Source organism: Rhodanobacter sp. DHG33 (genome assembly GCF_014843005.1).
GTDB lineage: Bacteria > Pseudomonadota > Gammaproteobacteria > Xanthomonadales > Rhodanobacteraceae > Rhodanobacter_A.
In genome coordinates this window covers 111465-134267 of the sequence record NZ_JACYXM010000006.1, presented here as the reverse complement: position 1 = coordinate 134267, position 22803 = coordinate 111465, and the positions used below count along the sequence as shown (strand labels likewise).

The 22803-nt window shown below is 67.3% G+C and carries 25 protein-coding genes and 1 tRNA gene; 11 read left to right on the top strand and 15 right to left on the bottom strand.

Going from position 1 to position 22803, the window contains the following annotated elements; all coding sequences use genetic code 11:
* Positions 1 to 19: 19 nt before the first annotated feature.
* The 3 genes from IHE46_RS12265 to IHE46_RS12255 form a co-directional block, all read right to left on the bottom strand.
* Positions 20 to 922 (bottom strand): alpha/beta fold hydrolase, encoded by a 903-nt coding sequence (locus IHE46_RS12265; protein ID WP_192164932.1) that lies wholly within the window; start codon positions 920 to 922, stop codon positions 20 to 22.
* Positions 923 to 1220: 298 nt separating this feature from the next.
* Positions 1221 to 1430 (bottom strand): cold-shock protein, encoded by a 210-nt coding sequence (locus IHE46_RS12260; protein WP_192164931.1) that lies wholly within the window; start codon positions 1428 to 1430, stop codon positions 1221 to 1223.
* Between the two features lie 405 nt (positions 1431 to 1835).
* Positions 1836 to 2045 (bottom strand): cold-shock protein, encoded by a 210-nt coding sequence (locus IHE46_RS12255; RefSeq protein WP_192164930.1) that lies wholly within the window; start codon positions 2043 to 2045, stop codon positions 1836 to 1838.
* Positions 2046 to 2280: 235 nt separating this feature from the next.
* On the opposite strand from IHE46_RS12255, the gene IHE46_RS12250 reads away from it, so the two are divergent.
* Positions 2281 to 2637 (top strand): hypothetical protein, encoded by a 357-nt coding sequence (locus IHE46_RS12250; protein WP_192164929.1) that lies wholly within the window; start codon positions 2281 to 2283, stop codon positions 2635 to 2637.
* A 153-nt stretch (positions 2638 to 2790) separates the two neighbouring features.
* Here IHE46_RS12250 and IHE46_RS12245 read toward each other — a convergent pair whose 3' ends face one another.
* On the bottom strand, positions 2791 to 4005 hold the full coding sequence (locus IHE46_RS12245; RefSeq protein WP_225563028.1) for a crosslink repair DNA glycosylase YcaQ family protein: 1215 nt from the start codon (positions 4003 to 4005) through the stop codon (positions 2791 to 2793).
* A gap of 255 nt (positions 4006 to 4260) precedes the next feature.
* Here IHE46_RS12245 and IHE46_RS12240 point away from each other — a divergent pair, with 255 nt between their 5' ends.
* The 3 genes from IHE46_RS12240 to IHE46_RS12230 all read left to right on the top strand — a co-directional run bounded on the left by IHE46_RS12240 (position 4261) and on the right by IHE46_RS12230 (position 6413).
* Positions 4261 to 4584 carry a hypothetical protein gene (locus IHE46_RS12240; RefSeq protein ID WP_192164928.1) on the top strand — a complete coding sequence of 108 codons (324 nt, stop codon included), beginning with the start codon at positions 4261 to 4263 and terminating at the stop codon, positions 4582 to 4584.
* 183 nt (positions 4585 to 4767) lie between these two features.
* Positions 4768 to 5844: a phospholipase A gene (locus IHE46_RS12235; protein WP_192164927.1), complete on the top strand. Its 1077-nt coding sequence runs from the start codon at positions 4768 to 4770 to the stop codon at positions 5842 to 5844.
* 107 nt (positions 5845 to 5951) lie between these two features.
* Positions 5952 to 6413: a GNAT family N-acetyltransferase gene (locus IHE46_RS12230; protein ID WP_192164926.1), complete on the top strand. Its 462-nt coding sequence runs from the start codon at positions 5952 to 5954 to the stop codon at positions 6411 to 6413.
* Here the strand turns inward: IHE46_RS12230 and IHE46_RS12225 are convergent.
* Both IHE46_RS12225 and IHE46_RS12220 read right to left on the bottom strand, forming a co-directional pair.
* Positions 6410 to 7582, bottom strand: coding sequence for an NAD(P)/FAD-dependent oxidoreductase (locus tag IHE46_RS12225; protein ID WP_192164925.1), 1173 nt, complete (start codon positions 7580 to 7582; stop codon positions 6410 to 6412). The two genes, IHE46_RS12230 and IHE46_RS12225, sit on opposite strands and share 4 nt — an antisense overlap.
* 21 nt (positions 7583 to 7603) lie before the next feature.
* Positions 7604 to 8086: a peptidylprolyl isomerase gene (locus IHE46_RS12220; RefSeq protein ID WP_192164924.1), complete on the bottom strand. Its 483-nt coding sequence runs from the start codon at positions 8084 to 8086 to the stop codon at positions 7604 to 7606.
* 89 nt (positions 8087 to 8175) lie between these two features.
* On the opposite strand from IHE46_RS12220, the gene dacB reads away from it, so the two are divergent.
* Entirely contained in the window at positions 8176 to 9726 is a 1551-nt protein-coding gene (dacB, locus tag IHE46_RS12215; RefSeq protein WP_225563027.1) for a D-alanyl-D-alanine carboxypeptidase/D-alanyl-D-alanine-endopeptidase, read from the top strand.
* A gap of 6 nt (positions 9727 to 9732) precedes the next feature.
* Here dacB and IHE46_RS12210 read toward each other — a convergent pair whose 3' ends face one another.
* The gene (locus IHE46_RS12210) at positions 9733 to 10218 is read right to left on the bottom strand and encodes a glutathione peroxidase (RefSeq protein WP_192164923.1); all 486 of its coding nucleotides are present in this window, start codon (positions 10216 to 10218) and stop codon (positions 9733 to 9735) included.
* A gap of 77 nt (positions 10219 to 10295) precedes the next feature.
* Here IHE46_RS12210 and IHE46_RS12205 point away from each other — a divergent pair, with 77 nt between their 5' ends.
* The 3 genes from IHE46_RS12205 to IHE46_RS12195 all read left to right on the top strand — a co-directional run bounded on the left by IHE46_RS12205 (position 10296) and on the right by IHE46_RS12195 (position 12915).
* Positions 10296 to 11300, top strand: coding sequence for a methionine ABC transporter ATP-binding protein (locus IHE46_RS12205; protein ID WP_192164922.1), 1005 nt, complete (start codon positions 10296 to 10298; stop codon positions 11298 to 11300).
* Complete coding sequence (locus IHE46_RS12200) at positions 11297 to 11980, top strand: methionine ABC transporter permease (RefSeq protein WP_192164921.1); 684 nt, start codon at positions 11297 to 11299, stop codon at positions 11978 to 11980. The genes IHE46_RS12205 and IHE46_RS12200 overlap by 4 nt, the downstream gene beginning before the upstream one ends.
* Before the next feature lie 137 nt (positions 11981 to 12117).
* Positions 12118 to 12915: a MetQ/NlpA family ABC transporter substrate-binding protein gene (locus tag IHE46_RS12195; RefSeq protein ID WP_192164920.1), complete on the top strand. Its 798-nt coding sequence runs from the start codon at positions 12118 to 12120 to the stop codon at positions 12913 to 12915.
* Positions 12916 to 13163: 248 nt separating this feature from the next.
* On the opposite strand, the gene panD is transcribed toward IHE46_RS12195, so the two are convergent.
* The 5 genes from panD to pcnB form a co-directional block, all read right to left on the bottom strand.
* Positions 13164 to 13550 (bottom strand): aspartate 1-decarboxylase, encoded by a 387-nt coding sequence (panD, locus tag IHE46_RS12190; protein ID WP_192154483.1) that lies wholly within the window; start codon positions 13548 to 13550, stop codon positions 13164 to 13166.
* A gap of 101 nt (positions 13551 to 13651) precedes the next feature.
* The gene (panC, locus tag IHE46_RS12185) at positions 13652 to 14497 is read right to left on the bottom strand and encodes a pantoate--beta-alanine ligase (protein ID WP_192164919.1); all 846 of its coding nucleotides are present in this window, start codon (positions 14495 to 14497) and stop codon (positions 13652 to 13654) included.
* Between the two features lie 24 nt (positions 14498 to 14521).
* Complete coding sequence (panB, locus tag IHE46_RS12180; RefSeq protein WP_192164918.1) at positions 14522 to 15352, bottom strand: 3-methyl-2-oxobutanoate hydroxymethyltransferase; 831 nt, start codon at positions 15350 to 15352, stop codon at positions 14522 to 14524.
* Positions 15353 to 15398: 46 nt separating this feature from the next.
* Positions 15399 to 15896 carry a 2-amino-4-hydroxy-6-hydroxymethyldihydropteridine diphosphokinase gene (gene folK, locus IHE46_RS12175; RefSeq protein ID WP_192164917.1) on the bottom strand — a complete coding sequence of 166 codons (498 nt, stop codon included), beginning with the start codon at positions 15894 to 15896 and terminating at the stop codon, positions 15399 to 15401.
* Positions 15893 to 17245 carry a polynucleotide adenylyltransferase PcnB gene (gene pcnB, locus IHE46_RS12170; protein WP_192164916.1) on the bottom strand — a complete coding sequence of 451 codons (1353 nt, stop codon included), beginning with the start codon at positions 17243 to 17245 and terminating at the stop codon, positions 15893 to 15895. Before pcnB ends, folK begins: the two co-directional genes overlap by 4 nt.
* A gap of 149 nt (positions 17246 to 17394) precedes the next feature.
* Between pcnB and IHE46_RS12165 the strand changes: the two genes are divergently transcribed.
* Positions 17395 to 17470 (top strand) — tRNA-Glu (locus tag IHE46_RS12165).
* 387 nt (positions 17471 to 17857) lie between these two features.
* Entirely contained in the window at positions 17858 to 19981 is a 2124-nt protein-coding gene (locus IHE46_RS12160; protein ID WP_192164915.1) for a M13 family metallopeptidase, read from the top strand.
* Between the two features lie 39 nt (positions 19982 to 20020).
* Here the strand turns inward: IHE46_RS12160 and IHE46_RS12155 are convergent, their stop codons facing one another.
* The gene (locus IHE46_RS12155) at positions 20021 to 20824 is read right to left on the bottom strand and encodes an ABC transporter substrate-binding protein (protein WP_192164914.1); all 804 of its coding nucleotides are present in this window, start codon (positions 20822 to 20824) and stop codon (positions 20021 to 20023) included.
* An 8-nt stretch (positions 20825 to 20832) separates the two neighbouring features.
* The gene (gene pdxH / locus IHE46_RS12150; protein WP_255430889.1) at positions 20833 to 21420 is read right to left on the bottom strand and encodes a pyridoxamine 5'-phosphate oxidase; all 588 of its coding nucleotides are present in this window, start codon (positions 21418 to 21420) and stop codon (positions 20833 to 20835) included.
* Between the two features lie 135 nt (positions 21421 to 21555).
* Between pdxH and IHE46_RS12145 the strand changes: the two genes are divergently transcribed.
* Positions 21556 to 22395 (top strand): kinase, encoded by an 840-nt coding sequence (locus IHE46_RS12145; RefSeq protein WP_192164913.1) that lies wholly within the window; start codon positions 21556 to 21558, stop codon positions 22393 to 22395.
* 47 nt (positions 22396 to 22442) lie between these two features.
* On the opposite strand, the gene IHE46_RS12140 is transcribed toward IHE46_RS12145, so the two are convergent.
* Positions 22443 to 22787: a YbjQ family protein gene (locus IHE46_RS12140; RefSeq protein WP_192164912.1), complete on the bottom strand. Its 345-nt coding sequence runs from the start codon at positions 22785 to 22787 to the stop codon at positions 22443 to 22445.
* Positions 22788 to 22803 lie beyond the last annotated feature (16 nt).

Here is a 22803-nt window from a genome sequence, read left to right as displayed (position 1 = left end):
CCGTCCCGCCGGTGCCGCTTCAAGGGCCGGAAGGGGGCGATGCCGTGGACACTGCGTCGCTCGCGGCGATCCATTCGGCCATGTGCGCGGCGATATGCCCGGGTGTTTTCATCCAGCTGAAATGATCGGCCAACTGGCCGCCGAGATCCTCGGGTGTGACCTGTTCGTGCCGGCGCAAGGCATGCGGCATCTTTCCCAGCAGCCAGTCCAGCGAAGCGGCCGGCCCCAGCCAGTCGTCGCGCAGGCGCTGCGCCAGTATCGGCAGCTGCAATGCGGCCAGCCGCTGCTCGAAGTCCTCGTCCATGCCCGCCGCGGCGTAGCGGCCGGTGCGCCCGCTGCGCGCCCAGTCGGTGGCGACGCCGCGCGCCTCGTTGCCGCCGAAGCCGATGCGGCGCCCCGGCAGATGCCCGCACAGCGCGGCAAGCGCCGGGGCCAGCGCATAAGCCAGGCCGACCAAGGCGCCGTGACGGAATCGCCGCCAATACGGCGCGCCGCTAGCGACCAGCGCGATGCCTTCCGCCTCCTGCGGGTGCAGCGCCGCGTACAGGCAAGCCAGTTGGCCACCGAGACTGTGACCGCCCAGCCACATGCGCGCCTGCGGCCAATGCGCGCGCATCGCAGCCGCGCCGGCGGGCAGATCGAACTGCAGCAATTCGCGATAACCCCAGTTGCAGCGGCGGCCGGCACGCAGGCTGCTGGAGCCGATGCCGCGCCATTCGTGCAGCGCCACCGCCACGCCGTGGGCCGCCAGCGCATGGGCCAGCGGCAGGTAATGCCGCGCCGGCACGCCCATCGCCGGCAACCAGAGGACGGCGTCGCGCGGCTCGCCATCCGGCGCCACGCAAAGCAGTTCGGCGCGCGCGCCGTCAGCCATCGCCAGCGGCAGCACGGCGGGTTCGGCGGCAGCAATGGCGTTCAGCATCGCCGAAGAGTGCAGCCATGGATGGCTGCCCGTTTGATTCTCGCGATCAAGGACGATCGCAAAGGCAAGAGCCAGCCATGGATGGCTGCCCGTTTGATTCTCGCGATCAGGGACGATCGCAAAGGCAAGAGCCAGCCATGGGTAGCTGGCCGTTTGATCCCCGCAACCAGGGACGACCGCAGGCGCGAAGCGTGCGGCCACGGGTGGCCGCACGTTCGGCTTTCGCGACCAAGGGCGATCGCAAGAACCAAAGAAAAAGGCCGGCTTGCGCCGGCCCCTTCCGCTTGCAAGGCAGCGATCAAGCCGGGGCGACTTCTTCGGCCTGCAGGCCCTTCTGGCCCTGCACAACCTTGAAGCTCACCTTCTGGCCTTCCTGCAGGCTCTTGAAGCCCGTGCCGGTGATGGCACGGAAATGCACGAACACGTCGGGGCCGTTCTCACGGCTGATGAAGCCGAACCCCTTGGCGTCGTTGAACCACTTGACGGTACCTGTTTCACGATCCGACATGACTCACTCCGATCCAGACATCTTGAGACGAGCCGGCCCCCCTCGAGCCGACGACTTACTGGGCATGCCGGGATCGGGTGTAGCGACATGGAACTGGGTGGTTCCACACCGGGCACGCACGTGGCCAAGCAGACGCAGTCAGCCAAGCATAGCGGAATTTCACGAATGCGAGGGAGGTGTCAAGTGGCATTTCAAAAGGCTGCCGCGGCCATGAAAATCGCCGGGAACGCGCCGGGGTATCGCATCGGCAGGATCCCCCAGGGCTGGCCGAGAGCGGCAGGCGCAAAAAATCGCAGGAGGGGATTCTTGGCATGACGAATGCAGTCACCGGATGTGCCCACCCTGGGTGACGGGCACAAAAAAACCGGGCATCGCTGCCCGGTTTCGTTCGACGCTGGCCGGTAATCAGGCGGCGCTGACTTCGTCGGCCTGCAGGCCCTTCTGGCCCTGCACCACCTTGAACGTCACTTTCTGGCCTTCCTGCAGGCTCTTGAAGCCGTTGCCGGTGATCGCGCGGAAATGCACGAACACGTCCGGGCCGTTGTCACGGGCGATGAAACCGAAGCCCTTGGCGTCGTTGAACCACTTGACGGTACCGATCTGACGATCAGACATAAATCACTCCACATGGGTAAAAAAGAGACTCGACCGCCGCGACATTGCGGTGGCCGGCTTACTGGTGTGCAAAGGAAAACAACCCCGGGGTGAACTGATGAGGCAGATCGCGGATCGGCGGCATCGGGTCACCGGTGCTTGGCGACCCCGGCAAACGCAGTACCGCAATGATAACCGATTCTCGCCACCGGCCGTCCGATGCGAGAATCGCCCCCTCCCTGCCGAGGATCGCCGCTTGAACATCCGCCCGCTGCTTCCGCTGTGCGCCGGCCTGCTGCTGGCCGGCTGCGCCACCACCCCGCCACGACGTCCGGCCCCGCCCCCGGCGCCCCCGGCCCTCATCACCGGCGTAGCTTCCTGCGACGCCTACCTGTCCAGCTACCTGGCCTGCCACCGCACCGCGGGGATCTTTCCGGCGGACCAGCTGCAGGCGCGTTACCAGGCCATGCACGACACCTTGCTGCAAGCCGCGCAAAACCCGCAGAGCCGCCCCTACCTGGATGCGCGTTGCCGTCTGCTGGCCAGCCAGATGAGCCAGAGCCTGCAGGGGCGTTCGTGTAATGGGCCAGCTGCGGCGGCAGGGACGCGTTGAGGGGAGGCTACTCGTTTCCGAACAGGGCCTCTGCTTGCCTAGCTGTTCCGCATGGGACAGCGCGGCTTCGGCCGCCGGCAGGCAAGCCAGACCGCTCCGTCACTGACCGGTCCGCTCCCAAAAAGAACAAACGAGCCCTGCGGCGCCCGGGATCTACTTCCAGCCAGCCCGCAGCATCGCCCCCAGTGCCGCCGGCCGACAACGCCTCAGTCGAACCGTTGGCGTGCCATGCCAGCTCGCGGTGCGCGCGATGGCCGCGGCCACCTCGCTGGCGAGACGCGGCGAAGGCTCCACTCCCGGCTCCAGGAACAGCGCCTTGATCTCGAACACGCCCTCGGCACGGTGGGCCTTCGCATCCAGGCGACCGACCAGCGCACCGCGATGCAGGATGGGCAGCACGTAATAGCCGTAGTGCCGTTTCGGCGCGGGCACGTAGCATTCGATGCGGTAATCGAAATCGAACATCGCCAACGCGCGGGCGCGGTCCCACACCAGGGGATCGAAGGGCGACAGCAGGGCGGTATGCGTGGCGCGCAGGCGACTGCCGCGTGCCGACTCCAGCGCGTCGGCGTGCTCGCGATGCACGTAGCCCGGCGCATCCCAGCCGCGCACCGCCACTTCCAGCAATTCGCCCTCGGCCAGCAAGGGGGCCAGTTCCTGCGCGGTGACTGCCGGCTTGAGGCGGAAATAGTCGGCGATCCAGCGCGCCTGCGCGATACCCAGCGCGCGCACGCTGTCGAGGATGAAGTGCCGGCGCAGCTGTCCGGTATCGAGTTCGCTGGCGGCATACGGCGGGTCGAGGCCGGCCAATACGCGCTCGGCAAGATCGTATACGCGCTGGAACCGTTCGCGCCGCGGAATCATCAGGTCGCCCAGCGCGAACCATGCCTCCAGCCAGCGCTTCTCCGGCTTCCATTCCCACCAGCCGGAAACGCCGCGGTCTTCGCGCGGAAAATCCGAAGCCAGCACCGGCCCGTTCTCGCGAATGCGCGCGAGCAAGGCGTCCATCGCCGGCTTGTGTTCGCGATGCATGCGCTCGGCATGCCGCTGCGCCCAGTGGCTGCCGCGCTCGCGCCAGGCGCGGTGTTCGGCAAGATCGCGCGCGGCTACGAAGCAGGCCTCGTGCGCCCAGCATTCGGCGATGCGGCCGTCGGCCAGCGACTCGTCCAGCCACGCCATCGGGTAATCGCCGAGGCGCGCATGCAGTACCAGGTACGGGCTGCGCGCAACCACGTGGATGGAGTCGATCTGCAGCAGGCGCATGCGCTCGATGGCCGCCACCACGTCACCGCGGCGCGGCTTGCGGCGCGGCGCCTGCAGCAGACCCTGCGCATGCAATTGCAGGGCACGCGCCTGCGTCGGGTTCAAAAAATCCCCCTGGGCGACGTCGCATCCCTGCCGGCGACGGCTCTCTGACCGGCCACCCCGAACCGCGCCCGCGGCGGAGTCGGCCTGGCTGAAGTTGCGTTCAACGGCATGTCGTTTTCACACCATCTCGACAGGAATATTGCGATGACATTTAGGTGGCCTTTGCTAACGTCCTGCACAAGCCCCACGGATTGCGCACACGCACAACACAAAGGCCCAACTGTTCCGCAAACATTTTGGCATGGAGGAACGATCATGAAAGCACGCAACGCAATGCTGTCCACACTCGCCGTCGGCAGCCTGATCTTCGCCGGGGCATCCTTCGCGCAAGACAACAGCGGCCAAAGCCAGAGCGGCCAGACACCGCCGCCCATCGTCACCGTGCGCAGCATGCCGGCGCCGGCGCCGCAGGTCACGACACCGCCGCCCTTCAGCCAGCTCTCCGGCGGCAGCAAGTCGATCACCCAGGAACAGGCAGAAGCCTACCCGCCGCTGGCCAACGACTTCCTCAACGCCAGCCACGGCGCCGAACGCGTCAGCAAGGCGCAATACGAGGCGTGGGTGAAGCAGGCCCAGTGAAGCGTTGAAGATCGAACCGGCCGTATCGGAATGCGGCCGGTTTTTTTGTGTCCCCATATCCCGGCTGCTGCCCCGGCGCCTTCGCGCCAGCGATGCCGACTTCCGGCAATGCCCCATAGCCGATTGCGGAGCCATCACCGCACATGACCTAGACTTCACGCACATTCGTGCGACGGAGTCGCCATGAAGCACCTTCGCCTTCTTCTGCTGGCCTGTACCTTCGCTGCCGGCGTCTGCCACGCGCAGAATCCCGACCCGATGGACATACGCGCCTGCACCGCGATCGAAAGCGATGCGCAGCGGCTGGCCTGCTACGACCGCGCCACCGGGCGCGACCAATTACCGGCCGCGCAGAAGCGTGCCAACCCGCCGGATGCGGCGAACGCCGGTGTGTTCGCGCACGACCGCCAGGCCGCCGACACCGGAACTGCCGAGGTGTCGGCGCCGCTGTCGCTGCTCGACAGCCGCTGGGAGCTGTCGCCGGAAAGCAAGCTCGGCACCTTCAACCTGCGCGGCTACCAGCCGGTGTATGCGATGCCGCTGTTCGCCACCAGCAACCAGAACAACAAGCCGTCCAGCCCGAATCCCGACAACACCGTGCAGACGTCGCAGCAGTTGCAGAACGTCGAGGGCAAATTCCAGCTGAGCCTCAAGACCAAAGTGTGGCAAGGCGTGTTCGGCGACGTGGGCGACCTGTGGGTGGGCTACACGCAAAGCTCGCGCTGGCAGGTCTACAACGCCGCGATCTCGCGCCCCTTCCGCGAGACCGACTACGAGCCCGAAGCGTTGCTGGCGTTCGACACGAACTACCAGGTGCTGGGCTGGAACGGCCACATGTTCGGCATCGGCGTCGACCACCAGTCCAACGGCCGCAGCAACCCGCTGTCGCGCAGCTGGAACCGCGTGATCGCCGACTTCGGCTTCGAACGCCCCGGCTGGGTCATCATGTTCCGCCCGTGGTGGCGCATCCCCGAAGCGCGCAGCGACGACGACAACCCGGACATCAGCAGGTACATGGGCCGCGGCGACGTGCAGATCATCCACGAATGGAACGGGCAGGAATTCGGCCTGATGCTGCGCGACTCGCTGAGCCTGGGCGACAGCAACCACGGTGCGGCGCGCTTCACCTGGAGCTTCCCCATCGCCGGCAATCTGCGCGGCTACATGGAGCTGTTCAAGGGCTATGGCGAAAGCCTGATCGACTACAACCACAACGCCACGTACTTTGGCGTGGGTGTGTCGTTGCTCGATTGGTACTGAGCAATCGCATCCTCTCAGTAGCTTTTGCGCCCATCGATGAGCGCGAAGATCAAACGGTAGCCATCCTTGGCCGCATTCCTCAACAAAACACGCAACCGCGAGCAGCCATGAGCGACATGCCATCGATTCGCCCCGTGACCACCCACGACTACGCCGCGTGGCGACCCTTGTGGGACGGCTACAACGCGTTCTACGGCCGCAGCGGCCCTACCGCCCTGCCGGAAGAAATCACCCGCAGCACCTGGGCGCGTTTCCATGATCCCGACGAACCCGTGCATGCGCTGGTGGCCGAACGCGACGGCGCGCTGCTCGGCCTGGCGCACTACCTGTTCCACCGCAGCACGATCCAGATCGCGCCCAGCTGCTACCTGCAGGATCTTTTCACCGCACCGGCCGCGCGCGGCCTTGGCGTGGGACGCGCCTTGATCGAGCGGGTCTACGCACTCGCGCAATCGGCACACGCGCCGCGCGTGTACTGGCAGACCCATGAGAGCAACGCCACCGCGATGCGGCTCTACGACCAGGTCGCCGAGAAATCGGGCTTCGTCGTCTACCGCAAGATGCTTTAACGCCACCAGCCCTGCTTGGTGCCCGTGAGGATGCGCAGCATCTGCCCGCGCGCCAGCGGAAAGCGGCCCAGCGGGCCGAAGGCGAAATCGCGCAATTGCGCCAGGCGGTCGTGCTTCGACTGGAACAGCGGCGTGAGCCAGCGGCTCATGGACTGGTACACCTGCAAATGGCGGCGGCGCGTGCGCACATGCGCACGCAGGGCCAATGCGAGGTTGTCGTGCGCGACCAATGCATCCGCCAGCGACTGCGCATCCAGCAGCGCCATGTTCACGCCCTGGCCGAGCTGCGGGCTCATGGCATGCGCCGAATCGCCGAGGAACACTACGCGTCCACGATGCGGCACGCGCATCACCACGTCGCGATAGCGCGAGCGATGCAGCTGTTCCGGCGCGTCGATGCCGTCCAGCAACGGCGACGCCTCGGGCCACAGCGCCGCCACCCGTTCGCGCAGGTGCCGGAGAGCCGCCGCATCGAAAGCGTCCACCTGTTCGCCCGGCAGGCTGAAGTAGAAGGTCAGCCAGCGACCGTCGCGATCAACACGGCGCCCCACCGGCAACAGCCCGATCATCTCGCGCGCTCCGGCGTAGCGCTGCTGCAGGGTATCGGCATGCGCCCAATCTCCGGCGGGCAGCAGACACCACACCGCTCCCCAGGGGTAGACCACGTCGCGCGCGGCCAGCCCGGGCAGGCTGGCACGCAGACGCGAACCTGCGCCATCGGCGGCCACGATCAGGTCGAACGGTCCATGTCCGCCGCCATGTTCGTCGAACAGCATGCCGGCTTCGGCATCCACGCCGACCATGCGTGTGCCGACATGGATGCCGCCGGCATCGGCATAGGCATCGCGCAGCAGGGAAAACAGGGCGCCGCGGCTCAGGCCCAGGCCGAAGCAATCCGGCGCATGGTCGGCGTAGCGCATGGCCATCACCTGCCGACCATGCGTGTTGCAGCCGTGCAGCGACTCGATGCGCTGGCCTTGCGCCAGCGCCTGCTCGTGCAAGCCGAGCCGGGCCAGTACCGCCAGTCCGGTGGGCTGCAGCAGGAAGCCCGCTCCCACCGGCCCGGGTGCGCCGGCCTGCTCGAATACGCTCAGGCGGTGCCCTTGCTGCGCCAGAAACAACGACGCCGCCTGACCGGCGGCGCCGTAACCCACGATGGCGATCTTCATGCGTCCATGCATGGCGATGCGTCAGTGGTGATGGCCACCCGCGCCATGCACGTGGCCGTGCGACAGCTCTTCTTCGCTGGCATCGCGCACGCCGGTCACTTCGATGGCGAAGTGCAGCGGCTTGCCGGCCAGCGGATGGTTGCCGTCGATGTGCACCTTGTCGCCCTCGACCTTGGTCACGGTGACGTTGATGACGCCCTGCGGGCCGTGGCCCTGGAACTGCATGCCGGGCTGGATGTCGGCCACGCCCTGGAACGCCTCGCGCGGCACTTCCTGCACCAGCTCCTCGTGGCGCACGCCGTAGCCTTCCTCCGGCTCCACGTGGGCATCGAACTTGTCGCCGGTCTGGCGCCCTTCCATCTGCTTCTCCAGGCCCGGCACGATGTGGCCGTGGCCATGCAGGTAGGCCAGCGGCTCGCGGCCGGCGGAGCTGTCGACGACCTGGCCGTCATCGTCGGTGAGCGTGTAGTGGAAGGTGACGGCGGAGTTCTTGGCGATCTGCATGACGGTGTTCCGGTATCGGTGAAAGAGCCGGTTTCGCGCCGGCATGAGCATGCAAGCCTAGCAGATGGGGACTTTGCGATACTCCGCGCATGAAACCCGCCCCGTGGATCGCCGCACTGCTGTGCCCGCTGACCCTGCTGTGCGCCGTGCTGCCGGCAACGGCGCTCGCCGCCGCCTCTGCCTCCGCTGTGGCGCAGAGCTCTCGCCCACTGGCAGCGCAGATCGACGCGATCATCCAGCAGCCGCGCTACGCCGCCGCCGACTGGGGCATTGCCGTGGTGTCGCTGGACAGTGGCCGCACGCTGTACGCGCACCAGTCCGGCAAGCTGTTCGTGCCGGCCTCCACCGCCAAGCTGTTCACCGCAGCGTTGACGCTGCAGACGCTGGATCCGCAATCGCGCATCCCCACGCGCCTGCTTTCGGCCGCCGCCATCCGCCACGGCAAACTGGATGGCCCGCTGCTGCTGTACGGCATGGGCGATCCCACGCTGGGCACGCCCGGCGCCAATCCCGATTGGGCTGACAATCTTGCTGCGCAACTGGCCGCACGCGGCATCCATGAAGTGCATGGCGACCTGATTGCCGACGCCACGTACTTTTCCGGCCCGTCGCTGGGCAAAGGCTGGGAAGCCAGCGACCTGCTGGGCTGGTTCGCCGCGCCGGCCTCCGCGCTGAGCGTGCACGAGAACACCGTGGCGCTCACCGTGACGCCTGCCGGTCGCGCCGGCCTGCCGCCGCAACTGGGTTTCGTCCCCGATGTGGCCACGCCGCCGCTGACCAGCACGCTGACCACCGCGCCGGCGCGCACGCGCGGCGACATCAACCTCTACCGCGCACCCGGAGACACGCTGCTGCACGCCTTCGGCAGCATGGCCGTAGGTACGCCTGCACAAACCTACCAACTGGCCATTCCCGACCCCGCGCAGCAAGCCGGCAATGAATTGCGCGCCGCACTGACGCGGCATGGCGTGCGCCTGACCGGCGAACTGCGCGTGCTCACCTGGCCGGAACGCGACGACACTTTGCGCGCCAACGCACAAGTGCTGGCCGAGGTGCTGTCGCCGCCCGTGAGCGAGATCCTGACCCAGGGGCTCAAGCGTTCGCAGAACCTCTATCTGCAGAACCTGCTGCAACTCGACGGCATCAGCGCGCAGGCCGCGGCGGCCAGCCAGCCCGGCGCGCACACCGGCTTCCTCAGCAGCGAAGCATGGGGACTGCGCGCGCTGCACGACTTTCTGGAACGCATCGGCATCGCGCCGTCGTCGGTAGTCATGGAGGAAGGCAGCGGACTTTCGCGTGGCGACCTGGTGACGCCCGCGGCGATGACGCAGCTGCTGCAATACATCGCCGCGCAGCCATGGGCAGGCGCCTTGCAGGACATGCTGCCGGTCGCCGGCGTGGACGGCACGCTGGAATGGCGCATGCGCGACGGCCTGGCCACCGACAAGGTGCACGCCAAGACCGGCAGCATGAACCATGTGCATTGCATCGCCGGCTACGTCACCGCTCCGGACGGCCAGCGGCTGGCCTTCGCGATCATGCTCAACAACTATGACCGCGGCGATGGCGGCGAGCCGCCGGCCAACCGCGACATCGACGCCATCGTGCAGTTGCTGGCCGGCTGGCACGGCGCCGGCTGAACCCGCTCACGCGCCCAGCTGGCGCTCCAGCTCCTTGCCGATCTTCTCCGGCGTATCGGTGGGCGCATAGCGCTTCACCACCTGTCCGTTGCCGTCGACGAGGAACTTGGTGAAGTTCCACTTGATCGCCTCGCTGCCGAGGATGCCCTTGCCCTCGTGCTTCAGCCACTGGTACAGCGGGTGCGCGTCGGCGCCGTTCACCTCGATCTTGGCGAACAGCGGGAAGCTCACTTCATAGCTGGTGCTGCAGAAATTGCGGATCTCCGCCTCGTCGCCCGGCTCCTGGTGACCGAACTGGTCGCAGGGGAAGCCCAGCACCGCCAGGCCGCGCTCGCGCCATTCGCGCCACAGTTTTTCCAGCCCGGCGTACTGCGGGGTGAAGCCGCATTTGGAAGCTACGTTGACGATCAGCAGGGTCTTGCCCCGCCATTCGGCGAGCGAACGCTCGTTGCCGTCGATGTCGCGCGCGTTGAAGTCGTAGATATCGCTCATGGCATGGATTCCTTGAATGGCCGTATGGAAGGCCGGTCAGCGGGTAGAATACTCGCCCGCACCGAAGCCATGCTGCCGTGATCCGCTTTCTCGACGTACACAAGTCCTACCGCGTGGACGGCCGGGAGATCCCCGCGCTGCAACCGTTCAACCTCGACATCAGGGATGGCGAGGTATTCGGCATCATCGGCCATTCCGGCGCGGGCAAGTCCACGCTGATCCGGCTGATCAACCTGCTGGAACGGCCCAGCGGCGGGCGCATCCTGATCGGCGACACCGACATGACCGCGCTGCCCGAGCCGGCGCTGCGCGCGCAGCGCCGGCGCATCGGCATGATCTTCCAGCACTTCAATCTGCTGTCCTCGCAGACGGTGGCCGACAACGTGGCGTTCCCGCTGCGCCTTGCCGGCGAGCGCGATGCAGCGAAGATCCGTGCACGCGTGGACGAACTGCTCGCGCGCGTTGGTCTCACCGAGCATGCGGGCAAATATCCGTCGCAGCTTTCCGGCGGCCAGAAGCAGCGTGTGGGCATCGCCCGCGCGCTGGCGAATCGGCCCGAGATCCTGCTCTGCGACGAAGCCACCAGCGCGCTCGATCCGCAGACCACGGCTTCCGTGCTCGACCTGCTCGCGGCGATCAACCGCGAACTGAAGCTCACCATCGTGCTGATCACCCACGAGATGGACGTGGTGCGTCGCATCTGCGACCGCGTGGCCGTGCTCGATGCCGGCCGCATTGTGGAAAGCGGCACGGTGGCCGACGTGTTCCTGCACCCGCAGCACGCCACCACGCGGCGCTTCGTCGACGAGGCGCTGCCCGAGGAGGCGGCCACCGCACAGGCGCCGAACATGACCGGCCGCGTGCTGCGCCTCACCTTCCGCGGTGCCGCCACGCTGCAGCCCGTGCTGAGCCGTGTGATGCGCGAGCATGGCGTGGATTTCAACCTGCTCGCCGGCCGCATCGACCGCATCAAGGAACTACCCTACGGCCAGCTCACCCTGGCGCTGGAAGGCGCGAACACCGACGCCGCGCTGGCCGCCCTGCGCGCGGCCGGCATCGAGATCGAGGAGATGGGCGCATGACCGCGTCGCCACTGCAAAGCCTGTTCCCCAACATCGACGACTGGGGCGAACTGGGCCACGCCTGCATCGACACCCTGCTGATGCTGGGCGGCTCGCTGGCGCTCACCGTGCTGATCGGCCTGCCGCTGGGCGTGCTGCTCTACCTCACCGGCAAGGGGCAGTTGCGCGCGATGCCGAAGTTCTACGGCATCGTCTCGCTGCTGGTAAACGTGCTGCGCTCGGTGCCCTTCATCATCCTGATGATCGTGCTGATGCCGGTCACCTATGCGCTCGTAGGCACCAAGCTGGGCGTGCGCGGCGCGATCCCGCCGCTGGTGATCGGCGCCGCGCCGTTCTTCGCGCGGCTGGTGGAGACCGCGCTGCGCGAGGTGCAGCAGGGCGTGATCGAGGCGGCACAAGCGATGGGCGCCAGCACCTGGCAGGTCGTGCGCCATGTGCTGCTGCCCGAGGCGCGCGGCGGCCTCGCCGCCGGCATCACGGTCACCGCCATCGCCCTGGTGGGCTATACCGCGATGGGTGGCGCGATCGGTTCCGGCGGTCTGGGCGACCTGGCCTACCGCTACGGCTACCTCAGCTACAAGTCCGACTACATGCTGGTCACGGTGGTGCTGCTGGTGGTGCTGGTACAACTGCTGCAAATGATGGGTGACCGTATCGTGGCGCGTTATAAGCGGCACTGATCTGGTTATTTCCACTCCAAGGTTTGGCTATCTAGTCTGGAACTCCCCCGGAAACCGCCATGATCCATGCTGCTGCTCGCTTCCATCTCCGCCATCCTTTCGCTGCTGCTGCTCGCTGGCGTGGCCCGCAAGTCGTCATGAAGCGTGCGTTGCGCGTTGCCGGCGCCGCGGCCGTGGCCCTGCTGCTCGCGGCCTGTTCTGCGCCGAAGCAGGACGCGGACACGCTGGTCGTGGCCGCCACCGCCGTGCCGCATGCGGAAATCCTGAAGCAAGCGCAGCCCATCCTCGCGAAGGAAGGTGTGAAGCTGGAGATCAAGGTGTTCGCCGACTACGTGCAGCCGAACACGCAGGTGGCCGAGAAGAACATCGACCTCAACTATTTCCAGACCAAGCCCTACCTGGATGCCTTCAACCGTGAGCACGGCACCCAGCTGGCGCCCATCGTGGGCGTACACATCGAGCCGTTCGGCGCCTATTCGCGCAAGATCAAGAACATAGCCCAGCTGCCGGACGGCGCCACCGTGACGCTGCCGAACGATCCGAGCAACGACAGCCGCGCCCTGCTGCTGCTGGCGAAAAACGGCCTGATCACGCTGAAGGATCCCGCCAACTCGCTGGCCACGGTCAAGGACATCACGGCGAACCCGAAGCACCTGCAGTTCAAGGAACTGGAGGCGGCGATGCTGCCGCGCACGCTGGACGAGGTGGACCTGGCGCTGATCAACACCAACTACGCGCTGGCGGCAGGCCTGAATCCCACCAAGGACGCGCTGCTGATCGAGAGCAAGGATTCGCCCTACGTGAACTATCTGGTGGGTCGCCCGGACAACCAGAACGACCCACGCGTGCAGAAGCTGGCGAAGGCGCTGACCAGCCCGGAAATCAAGGCGTTCATCGAGCAGAAGTACCAGGGCGCGGTGCTGCCCGCGTTCTGAGTCGCTGCCGAGTGAGCGCCGCTCGCGCACGGATGATCGTCATCCCCCCGCAGGCCGGACAAGCGCGAAGCGCACAGAACGCACGTACCGCAACCCCGAAAGGGCGAGCGCACCGAGTCGTCCAGTAGCAACCGCATTCACCATTCAAGCCATGCCGTCACTGGATTCCGGCCTGCGCCGGAATGACGGGCAAGAGCAGTAAGGCCCCCCACGTAGGGAATAAGCCCCCTACGGGTTCAACCGCCGGATCAGGCGGCTGCCATCTGCTTCGGGATCGAGCGGTTGGTGTGGGTGATGCGGTTCTTCTCGTCCACGTAGACGCAGGTGGGCTGGAACTGCGCCAGCTCCTTCTCGTCGATCTGGGCGAACGCAGCGATGATGATGAGGTCGCCCACCTGCACGCTGCGTGCGGCGCTGCCGTTCACCGAGATGATGCCCGAGCCTTCCTCCGCGCGCAGCGCGTAGGTGACGAAGCGCTGGCCGTTGTCGATGTCCCAGGCATGGATCTGCTCGTACTCGCGGATACCCGCGGCATCCAGCAGGTTGCCGTCGATCGCGATGGAGCCTTCGTAATGCAGCTCGGCGTGGCTGACGGTGGCGCGATGGATCTTCGCCTTGAACATGTTCAGGTGCATGACTTCGATTTCCTGCGGGGACGGCCCGCCTGGGTGCGCATTATCGAACTGCCGACATTGCACCGCAACATCGGCGGTTCTGCCCCGGAAATGGGGGCGATTCAGTCAAACGGAAGGTTGTCGATCAAGCGCGTCGTGCCAAGGCGCGCGGCGATCAGCGCCACCAGCCCCTCGCGCTCGCCGTCGGCCGGCTCGGACAGGTCCTCGGCACGGCGGATCACCGCGTAGTCGGGCACGAAGCCCGCCCGCTCCAGCTTCGAATGCGCGGCTTCCTCGATGATGCGCCGCGCATGGCCCTTGCCCAGCAGGTCGCGCATCTGCTGCAGAGTCTGCCGGACCAGCGGCGCCTGCCTGCGCTCCGCCTCGGACAGGTACTGGTTGCGCGAACTCAACGCCAGGCCGTCGTCGGCGCGCAGGGTGGGCGCGCCCATCACCTTCAGCGGCAAGGACAGGTCGCGCACCATGCGCTCGATCACCTTGAGCTGCTGGAAATCCTTCTGGCCGAACACCGCCAGGTCAGGCTGCACCAGGTTGAACAGCTTGCACACCACGGTGGCCACGCCATCGAAATGGCCGGGGCGATGCGCGCCCTCCAGCGTGTCGGTGATGCCGGGCACGTGGATGCTCACGCTCTGCGCGGCGCCGAACGGGTACAGGGTCGCCACTTCCGGGGCGAACAGCAGGTCGCAGCCATGCTCGGCGAGGCCGGCCTGGTCCTGCACCAGGGTGCGCGGGTAGCGCTCGAAGTCCTCGTTCGGCCCGAACTGGGTGGGGTTGACGAACACCGTGGCCACCACGCGGTCGGCGCGCGCGCGCGCCAGCTTCAACAGCGAGTGGTGCCCCGCATGCAGATTGCCCATGGTGGGCACCAGCCCCACAGTCTGGCCCTGGGAGCGCCAGCCGCGGATGGCGGCACGCAGCGCCGGGGCGTCTTGCACGGTTTGCATGGCGTGTTCTCGCTCGGTGGAAGCTCAGTTGAAACAGTGCTCGGGGGCTGGGAAAGCCCCGCTCCGCACGTCGGCCGCATAGGCGGCGAGCGCAGCCGCCACAGAATCGCGGCCGGCGAGGAAATCCTTGCTGAACTTGGGTCGCTTGCCCGGCGTGATGCCCAGCATGTCGTGGATCACCAGCACCTGGCCGTCGCAGTTCGGCCCGGCGCCGATGCCGATTACCGGAATCTTCAGCTCCTGCGTCACCCGCTTGCCCAGCGCGGTGGGCACGCCCTCCAGCACCAGCAGGTCCGCGCCCGCGGCCTGCACGGCCTGGGCCTCGGCGAAGATGCGATCGGCCGTTTCCTGCTCGCGGCCCTGAATGCGGAAGCCGCCGAACTTGTGCACCGACTGCGGGGTGAGGCCCAGGTGCGCGCACACCGGGATCGCGCGCGCCACCAGCGCGGAAATCGCGTCCAGGATGTGCGGCGCGGCGCCTTCGATCTTCACCATCGCCGCGCCCGCCTCGCCCACCAGCCGCGCACCGGCCTGCAGCGCGTGCGACACGTCGCGATCGGCCATGAACGGCAGGTCTGTGACCAGCAGCGTGGCCGACAGCCCGCGCGCCACCGCCTGCGTGTGGTAGACCATGTGGTCCAGCGTCACCGGCAAAGTGCTCTTGTGACCCTGCACCACCATGCCCAGCGAATCGCCCACCAGCGCCACGTCGATGCCGGCCAGTTCCACCTGCGCGGCGAGGCTGTAGTCGTAGGCGGTGAGCACGGCGATGCGGCGGCCTTCGGCCTTCATGGCGTGCAGACCGGGCACGGTGACCGGCTTGCGCGCTGGAATGGTGGCGGGATCCACGTACACGGTGCGGCCTCGAGTCGTTAGTCCGTCGATTATCCGCTGCGCCGCATCATTCGGCCAGCCGGCTTTCGCCAAGGCACTCGCAACCCTGCGTATCTACGGCCGGCAGCAGGTCGGCCACACGGCCCTGCCCCGGCAATACGAGATCGGGCGCCAGGTCGGCCAGCGGCAGCAGCACGAAGGCGCGCTCGGCGATGCGCGGATGCGGCAGGGTCAGCTTGGCGTCGTCGCTCTGCACGCCGTCCATGTGCAGCAGATCGAGATCCAGCGTGCGCGGCCCGTTGCGCTCGGTGCGCACGCGGCCGGCGCGCTGCTCGATCGCCAGCAGCGCTTCCAGCAGCGCCTGCGGCTCGATGCCGGTCTCGAGCAACACGGCGGCATTGACGAACGGCGGCTGCTCCAGCACGCCCCAAGGCGGCGTGCGATACAGGCGCGAACGGCGCATCAGTTGCGTGCCAGGCAGGCGCGCCAACGCATCCATCGCATCCAGCACCTGGCGGCGCGGATCACCCAGGTTGCTGCCCAACGCAACGTAGGCTGCGGTCACGCGGGCTTGGACTTCGCCGCGGGCTTGCGCCGGCGCCGCTTGCGCGCCGGACTGGGCGCCGCCGCGGGCGCATCGGAATCGTTGCCGCCGCCGTGCGTCGGCAGCGCCGCCGCCAGCGTGTCGTGCGGCAACTGCTGGGCGTGATCCCACCACAGGCCCAGCTCGCGGATCGCCGGCGATTCGTGCGCGCGCAGCAGCAGGAAATCGAACGCGGCGCGGAACCGCGGATGCGTCAGCAGGCGCAACACCTTCTTGCGCTGGATCTGCTCGAAGCGCGGCTGCAGCGACCAGATCTCTTCCATGGTGAAGGTGAAGCGGCGCGGGATCGCCACACGCTGGCACTGCTCCGCCACCACCTGCATCGCGGCGTGCATCCAGGCTTCGTTGGCGTCCTTGCCGCGGGCGATCTGGTGATGCGCCAGGTCGCGCACCTCGCCCCACAGCAGCACGGCGAACAGGAAGGCCGGCGTCACCGACTTGCCTTCGGCCACGCGTTCGTCGGTATTGGCCAGGCCCTGTTCGACCAGGGCGCGCAAGGCTTCGTCGCCGCGCTTCAGCGCACGCGCGGTGGCGGGGAACAGGAACTGCAGCAGACCGCACTGCTCGAGCATGCGGAAGCTCTTCAGCCCGTGCCCGGAGAGGAACATCTTCAGCGATTCGTCGAACAGCCGCGCCGGCGAAGCCTCGAGCAACAGCGGACCCAGCTCCTCGAACGGCGCGGACGCCGCCGCATCGATGGTGAAGCCGAGCTTGGCCGCCAGCCGCGCCGCGCGCAGCATGCGCACCGGGTCTTCGCGGTAGCGCGTGACCGGTTCGCCGATCAGGCGCAGCACGCGGTCCTCGAGATCCTGCATGCCGCCGACGTAGTCGCGTACCGAGAAGTCGTTGACGGCGTAGTACATCGCGTTGACGCGGAAGTCGCGGCGCAGCGCGTCTTCCTCGATCGTGCCCCACACGTTGTCGCGCACGATGCGGCCGTCGACGATGTGGCGCTCGCCCTCCGCGCCTTCCTCCTCGCCGGTGCCGCGGAAGGTGGCCACCTCGATGATCTCCGGCCCGAACACCACGTGGGCCAGACGGAAGCGCCGGCCGATCAGGCGGCAGTTGCGGAACAGCTTCTTCACTTCGTCCGGCGTGGCGTTGGTGGCCACGTCGAAGTCTTTCGGGCGCCCTCCCAGCAGCAGGTCGCGCACCGCGCCACCGACCAGGAAGGCGTCGTAGCCGGCCTCGTTGAGTCGGTACAGCACGCGCAGCGCGGCCTTGCTGATGTTCTTGCGGGAGATCGTGTGCTGCTCGCGCGGAATGATCCGCAGCGCGGGCATGGCGTCGTTCCTGGCTTCGGGATTCAAGCGTGTGGAGTCCTTGAGCTGGCGTATCCGGCACGTCCGTGGCATGACAGCGGTGCGGCGGCATGGGGCCGCATGCGTTGCGCGACGTCATTCGACGGGCATTGCCGGAGAAAGCAATTCAGCTATACTACCGCGCCTCGCAGCAATCCGCTCCCATCGTCTAGCGGTCTAGGACACCGCCCTCTCAAGGCGGGAACACGAGTTCGAACCTCGTTGGGAGCGCCATCTGCTTTTGCGATCTTCCCGGATCGCGGCAAGGTGGCAGGTAGCGGCAAGCTTCAAGCATTCGCCCTATCCAGCGCCAACCGCGGCCATCCATGGCCGCACTCTTCAAGAACAGCCGGCACGATCTAGCGATCGTGCCGTTTGTTTTTGGTTGCTTGCGTTCAGCCAAAAGCCCGTGCAGCAAGCACCAAGCGCTCGCGCTGCCCACTCATGCGGACCATCCATCCCAACGCTCTCAAGAACACCTGACACGATCCAACAGGCGTGCCGGTTTCCGTATTCAGGGGACTGGACCCCGACCATCCACGTCGAAAGTCATGCCACGCGCGCGGCCCAGCCGCGCGGCGATCCGCTAGCATGCGCCGACATTCTCGGGGAGCGTTGCGCATGAAAGCGAAGACATACCGTTTGTCCTGTGGCCTGCTGGCGGCATCCGTCGCCATCGCACTGGGTGGTTGCAGCAGTGCAACGCCGCCGCAGGCAGCGAACACTGCCGCGACCTCCGCGGCACCCGCCCCCGCATCGACGACCGCGGCGACGCCTGCGACGAAGGCGGACGTGGTGGCCGCGAACATCGACGCCTCGGTAAATCCCGGCGACGATTTCTTCAGCTACGCGAATGGCGCATGGCTCAAGGCCAACCCCATCCCCGCTTCGGAAGCCTCTTGGGGCATCGGCAAGCTGGTGCAGGAGGACCTGTACGGCAAGCTGCGCAAGATCAGCGAGGACGCCGCGGCGAAGAAGGACGCCCCGGCCGGCAGCGACGAGCAGAAGATCGGCGATTTCTGGAGCACGGCGATGGACGGCGACCTGGCCGAACGCCAGGGCCTGGCGCCGCTGAAGCCCGAGCTCGACCGCATCGCCGCCATCAAGGACGTGCCTGGCGCCATCGACGAGGCCTTCGCGCTGCAGCCGCTGGGCGTCGACGTCCTGTTCGATTTCGGCGTGCAGCAGGACGAGAAGCAGAGCGACGTGATGGCGGTCCATCTGGATCAGGGCGGACTCGGCCTGCCCGAGCGCGACTACTACTTCAACACCGAGGCCGGCGTGGCCAAGGCGCGCGCGGCGTACGTCGCGCATCTGCAGCACATGTTCAAGCTGCTGGGCGAGGACGATGCTTCGGCCGGCACCAGCGCCGACAAGGTGATGGCCTTCGAGACCGCGCTGGCCAAGGCGTCGCGTCCGCTGGCCGACCTGCGCGATCCGCAGAAGAACTACAACAAGATGTCTGCCGCCGACCTGACCCGCAAATACACGCCGGGCATCGCGTGGGGCCAGCAGATGCAGGCGTGGAAGCTTGACCCGTCCTACGTCATCGTCGGCCAGCCCGAATTCTTCGGCAGCCTGCAGAAGCTGCTCGCGCAGACGCCGGTGCCGGTGCTGCGCGACTACCTGCGCGTGCACCTCGTCGACGATTACGCCTCAACGCTCAGCAAGCCCTTCGACGACGAGCATTTCGATTTCTACGGCCGCGTGCTCACCGGCCAGCAGGAGCAGCAGCCGCGCTGGAAGCGCGCGCTGCGCGCGGAGAACCGCGCCATCGGCATGATCCTCGGCCGCATCTACGTGCAGAACTACTTCCCCGCGAAGACCAAGCAGCGCTACAACGACCTGGTCGAGGCGATCCGCACCGCCTACGGCGAGCGCATCAAGAAGCTGGACTGGATGAGCCCCGCCACCCAGGCCAAGGCGCTGGAGAAGCTCGCCGCGGTAACCAAGAAGGTCGGCTACCCGGACAAGTGGAAGGACTACTCCGCGCTGCAGATCGGCCGCGACTCCTGGGCGCAGAACGAAATGAACGCACGGCGCTGGGCCTTCAACGACCAGGTGTCGAAGTTCGGCAAGCCGGTCGACCGCAGCGAATGGGACATGACGCCGCAGACCTACAACGCCTACTACAACCCGTCGAACAACGAGATCGTGCTGCCGGCCGCGCAGTTCATGATCCCTGGCTTCAGCGACGACCAGGTGGACGACGCCGTCGTGTACGGCTATGCCGCCGCCTCGACCATCGGCCACGAGATCACCCACGGCTTCGACGACCAGGGCCGCCAGTTCGACGCCAAGGGCAACCTCGCCGACTGGTGGACGAAGGAAGACGCGAAGAAGTTCAACCAGCGCGCCGACGTGCTGGTGAAGCAGTTCGATGCCTACGAGCCGCTGCCGGGCCTGCACATCAACGGCAGCGCCAGCCTCGGCGAGAACATGGCCGACCTGGGCGGCGTGCTGATCGGCCTGGATGCGTTCAAGCAGACCGACGAATACAAGAAGGGCGAGAAGATCGCCGGCTACACGCCGCTGCAGCGCTTCTTCCTCGGCTATGCGCTGTCGTGGATCTTCGAGGAACGCGACGCCATGCTGCGCCAGTCCCTGCTCAGCGACGTGCACGCCCCGGCCAAGTGGCGCGTGAACGGGCCGCTGTCGAACATCCCGGATTTCTACCAAGCGTTCGACGTCAAGCCCGGCCAGCCGATGTGGCGCGACGCCAAGGATCGCGTGCAGGTCTGGTGAGCACCGACGTCGCGACTGGTCCGCAGCGCACAGCGCGGATCAGTCGTGACGCTCCGCCCATGCCGCAACGATGCGATGGATCGCATCCAGCCCGTCGAACAGCGCCGCCGGCCCCGGCTGCAGGATGATCGGCGACTTGATCTCGTGGAGTTCGCCGTCGCGCACCGCGGGCATCGTGTCCCAGCCCGGCCGCGCCGCCACCTTCTCGGGCCGGAAGCGTTTGCCGCACCACGAACCGAGGACAATGTCCGGCGCGCGCCGCACCACTTCGTCGCCGTTAGGCAGGATGCGCTGCTTGGCCAGCGGTTCGCGCGTCAGCTCGGGGAAACAGTCCTCGCCGCCGGCGATCTGCACCAGCTCGGCCACCCAGCGGATGCCGGTGATGATGGGCTCGTCCCATTCCTCGAAATACACCTTGGGCCGGCGCGGCAGTTTCGCCGCCGCCGCGCGCACGGCCGCGATGTGCTGCTCCGCGCGCAACGCATAGGCTTCGGCTTTCTCGTGCGCACCCACCATCGCGCCGAGTCGGCGGATGTAGGCGAGGATGCCGTCCACGCTGCGGTGGTTGCTGATCCACACCTCGACGCCGGCCTTCACCAGCTCGCGGGCGATGTCGGCCTGGATATCGGAGAAGCCGATCGCCAGGTCCGGCTCCAGCTTGAGGATCTCGCCGATCTTCGCGCTGGTGAACGCGGAGACCTTGGGCTTCTCCTTGCGCGCCCGCGGCGGCCGCACGGTGAAACCGGAGATGCCAACGATGCGCTGCTCTTCGCCGAGCGCGTAGAGGACTTCGGTCGGCTCCTCGGTGAGGCAGACGATGCGCTGGGGAAACGGATCGCTCATGCCGGCTCTCAGGGATACAGCAGGCGGTTCGTCCAGGTCTGGCCGTGCCGGCTCCAGCGCACGCGGTCGTGCAGGCGGAACTCGGCGCCGTACCAGAACTCGACCATGTCGGGCTCGACCAGGAAGCCGCCCCAGTGCGGCGGGCGCGGTACGTCACGGCCTTCGAACTCGTGTTCGTAGCGCGCCACGCGCTCGTCGAAACTGTGCCGGTCGGGCAGGGTCTGCGATTGCAGCGACGCCCATGCGCCGATCTGGCTGCCGCGCGGACGCGTCGCGAAGTAGGCATCGGATTCGTCCGCCTGCAGCTTGCGCGCCACGCCTTCCACGCGCACCTGCACGCCGTGGCGCAACTGCTTCCAGTGGAAGCACAGCGCCACCTGCGGGTGCACCGTCAGCTGGCTGCCCTTGTCGCTGTCGTAGTTGGTGTGGAAGCGGAAGCCGCGCTCGTCGGTGCCCTTGAGCAGCACGATGCGCGAAGCCACCCGGCCGTCGGCGTCCACGGTGGACAGGTTCATCGCGGTGGGCTCGGGGTCGCCGGAGGCCTTGGCCTCGTCCAGCAACTGCCGGAAAGTTTGCAGAATCTCGGGATTCAACATGGCTTTGAAACTTTTCCTTGAATCGTGGCGCGACCGCGCCATCATGACGCGGATGAAGCCGGCCCATCTTACCCCAGCCCCACACCCTGCCCCTGTCCGCGGCAGGCTGCGCCCGCCCGAAGCGGAAGCCTGCCGATGACCGCAGCCAAGCCGCACCCGCCCGCGCCGAATGCCTCGCTCGCGGGCCACCTGCTGGACCAGTACGCCGGCCGCATCGCCCGCGCGCGCCGCCCCTACATCATCGGCCTGTCCGGGCTGCAGGGCAGCGGCAAGAGCACGCTGGCGCGCGAGATGAAGGTACAGGCCGAAGCGCGCGGCTGGGCCACCGAGGTCCTGTCGCTGGATGATTTCTACTACTCGCGCGCCGACCGCGAGCTGATGGCCCACCATATCCACCCGCTGCTGCGCACCCGCGGCGTGCCGGGCACGCACGAGATCGAACTGCTGCTCTCGGTACTGGCGGCGTTGCCGCATGCCTCGGAGAAATTGCCGGTGGACTGGCCCCACTTCGACAAGGGCCGCGACACGCGCATGCAGCCTTCGCGCTGGCCACGCGTCACGCGCCCGCCGAAGCTGGTGATCGTGGAAGGCTGGGCGCTGGGCATCCGGCCGCAGCTGCAGTCCGCGCTGGAAGAACCCGTGAACGAACTGGAGCGCGAGGAAGACCCCGACGGCAGCTGGCGCCACTGGGTCAACAAGCAGCTGCGCGGCTACCAGCCGCTGTGGCGCAAGTTCGATGCCTTGATCGTGCTGCAGGCGCCCAGCTGGGACGTGGTGCGCCGCTGGCGCGGCGAGACCGAGGAAGAATTGCTGGCGCGGCATGCACCGCTGGCGATGGATACAGCCGCCATGACGCGCTTTCTGCAGCACTTCGAACGGCTCAGCCGCCACGCGCTGGCCACCCTACCCGCGCTCGCCGACAGTTGCGTGGAATACGACGAAGACCGCCACATGACCGGTCTCACGCACGCCTGATCCACTCTGCAGGAGCGCGGAGTGCGCTCCTGCATGCAGGCCGTGAGCTATGCCGGCTCCACCTGCACCGCCGTGCCGTAGGACAGCACCTCGGTGACACCTTCGGCCACGTCGTTGGCGTCGTAGCGCATGGCGACCACAGCGTTCGCGCCCATGGCCCCGGCGTGCTGCAGCATCAGCTCGAAGGCCTCCTCGCGCGCCTTTTCGCACAGCTCCGTGTAGATCGTGATGTTGCCGCCCACCAGGGTCTGCAATGCTGCGCCCAGGTTGCCCACCACGCTGCGCGAACGCACCGTGATGCCGCGCACGATGCCCAGCGTGCGCGTGACGCGATAGCCGTGCAGGTCGTTGCCGGTGGTGACCATGCCGTGCGGGATGGGAAAACTGGCCATGAGCGGACTCCTGGGA

Excerpts from the sequence above, each read along its gene's own strand:
- IHE46_RS12210 (WP_192164923.1), bottom strand. The coding sequence starts at position 10,218 with ATGAGCGATATCTACGACTTCAACGCGCGCGACATCGACGGCAACGAG.
- pdxH (WP_255430889.1), bottom strand. The coding sequence starts at position 21,420 with ATGTTGAATCCCGAGATTCTGCAAACTTTCCGGCAGTTGCTGGACGAG.
- IHE46_RS12260 (WP_192164931.1), bottom strand. The coding sequence starts at position 1,430 with ATGTCGGATCGTGAAACAGGTACCGTCAAGTGGTTCAACGACGCCAAG.
- IHE46_RS12240 (WP_192164928.1), top strand. The coding sequence starts at position 4,261 with ATGAAAGCACGCAACGCAATGCTGTCCACACTCGCCGTCGGCAGCCTG.
- IHE46_RS12200 (WP_192164921.1), top strand. The coding sequence starts at position 11,297 with ATGACCGCGTCGCCACTGCAAAGCCTGTTCCCCAACATCGACGACTGG.
- panD (WP_192154483.1), bottom strand. The coding sequence starts at position 13,550 with ATGCACCTGAACATGTTCAAGGCGAAGATCCATCGCGCCACCGTCAGC.
- dacB (WP_225563027.1), top strand. The coding sequence starts at position 8,176 with ATGAAACCCGCCCCGTGGATCGCCGCACTGCTGTGCCCGCTGACCCTG.
- IHE46_RS12265 (WP_192164932.1), bottom strand. The coding sequence starts at position 922 with ATGCTGAACGCCATTGCTGCCGCCGAACCCGCCGTGCTGCCGCTGGCG.
- IHE46_RS12160 (WP_192164915.1), top strand. The coding sequence starts at position 17,858 with ATGAAAGCGAAGACATACCGTTTGTCCTGTGGCCTGCTGGCGGCATCC.
- IHE46_RS12195 (WP_192164920.1), top strand. The coding sequence starts at position 12,118 with ATGAAGCGTGCGTTGCGCGTTGCCGGCGCCGCGGCCGTGGCCCTGCTG.
- IHE46_RS12235 (WP_192164927.1), top strand. The coding sequence starts at position 4,768 with ATGAAGCACCTTCGCCTTCTTCTGCTGGCCTGTACCTTCGCTGCCGGC.
- IHE46_RS12145 (WP_192164913.1), top strand. The coding sequence starts at position 21,556 with ATGACCGCAGCCAAGCCGCACCCGCCCGCGCCGAATGCCTCGCTCGCG.
- IHE46_RS12155 (WP_192164914.1), bottom strand. The coding sequence starts at position 20,824 with ATGAGCGATCCGTTTCCCCAGCGCATCGTCTGCCTCACCGAGGAGCCG.
- IHE46_RS12230 (WP_192164926.1), top strand. The coding sequence starts at position 5,952 with ATGAGCGACATGCCATCGATTCGCCCCGTGACCACCCACGACTACGCC.
- IHE46_RS12140 (WP_192164912.1), bottom strand. The coding sequence starts at position 22,787 with ATGGCCAGTTTTCCCATCCCGCACGGCATGGTCACCACCGGCAACGAC.
- IHE46_RS12225 (WP_192164925.1), bottom strand. The coding sequence starts at position 7,582 with ATGAAGATCGCCATCGTGGGTTACGGCGCCGCCGGTCAGGCGGCGTCG.
- IHE46_RS12255 (WP_192164930.1), bottom strand. The coding sequence starts at position 2,045 with ATGTCTGATCGTCAGATCGGTACCGTCAAGTGGTTCAACGACGCCAAG.
- IHE46_RS12220 (WP_192164924.1), bottom strand. The coding sequence starts at position 8,086 with ATGCAGATCGCCAAGAACTCCGCCGTCACCTTCCACTACACGCTCACC.
- panC (WP_192164919.1), bottom strand. The coding sequence starts at position 14,497 with ATGCAAACCGTGCAAGACGCCCCGGCGCTGCGTGCCGCCATCCGCGGC.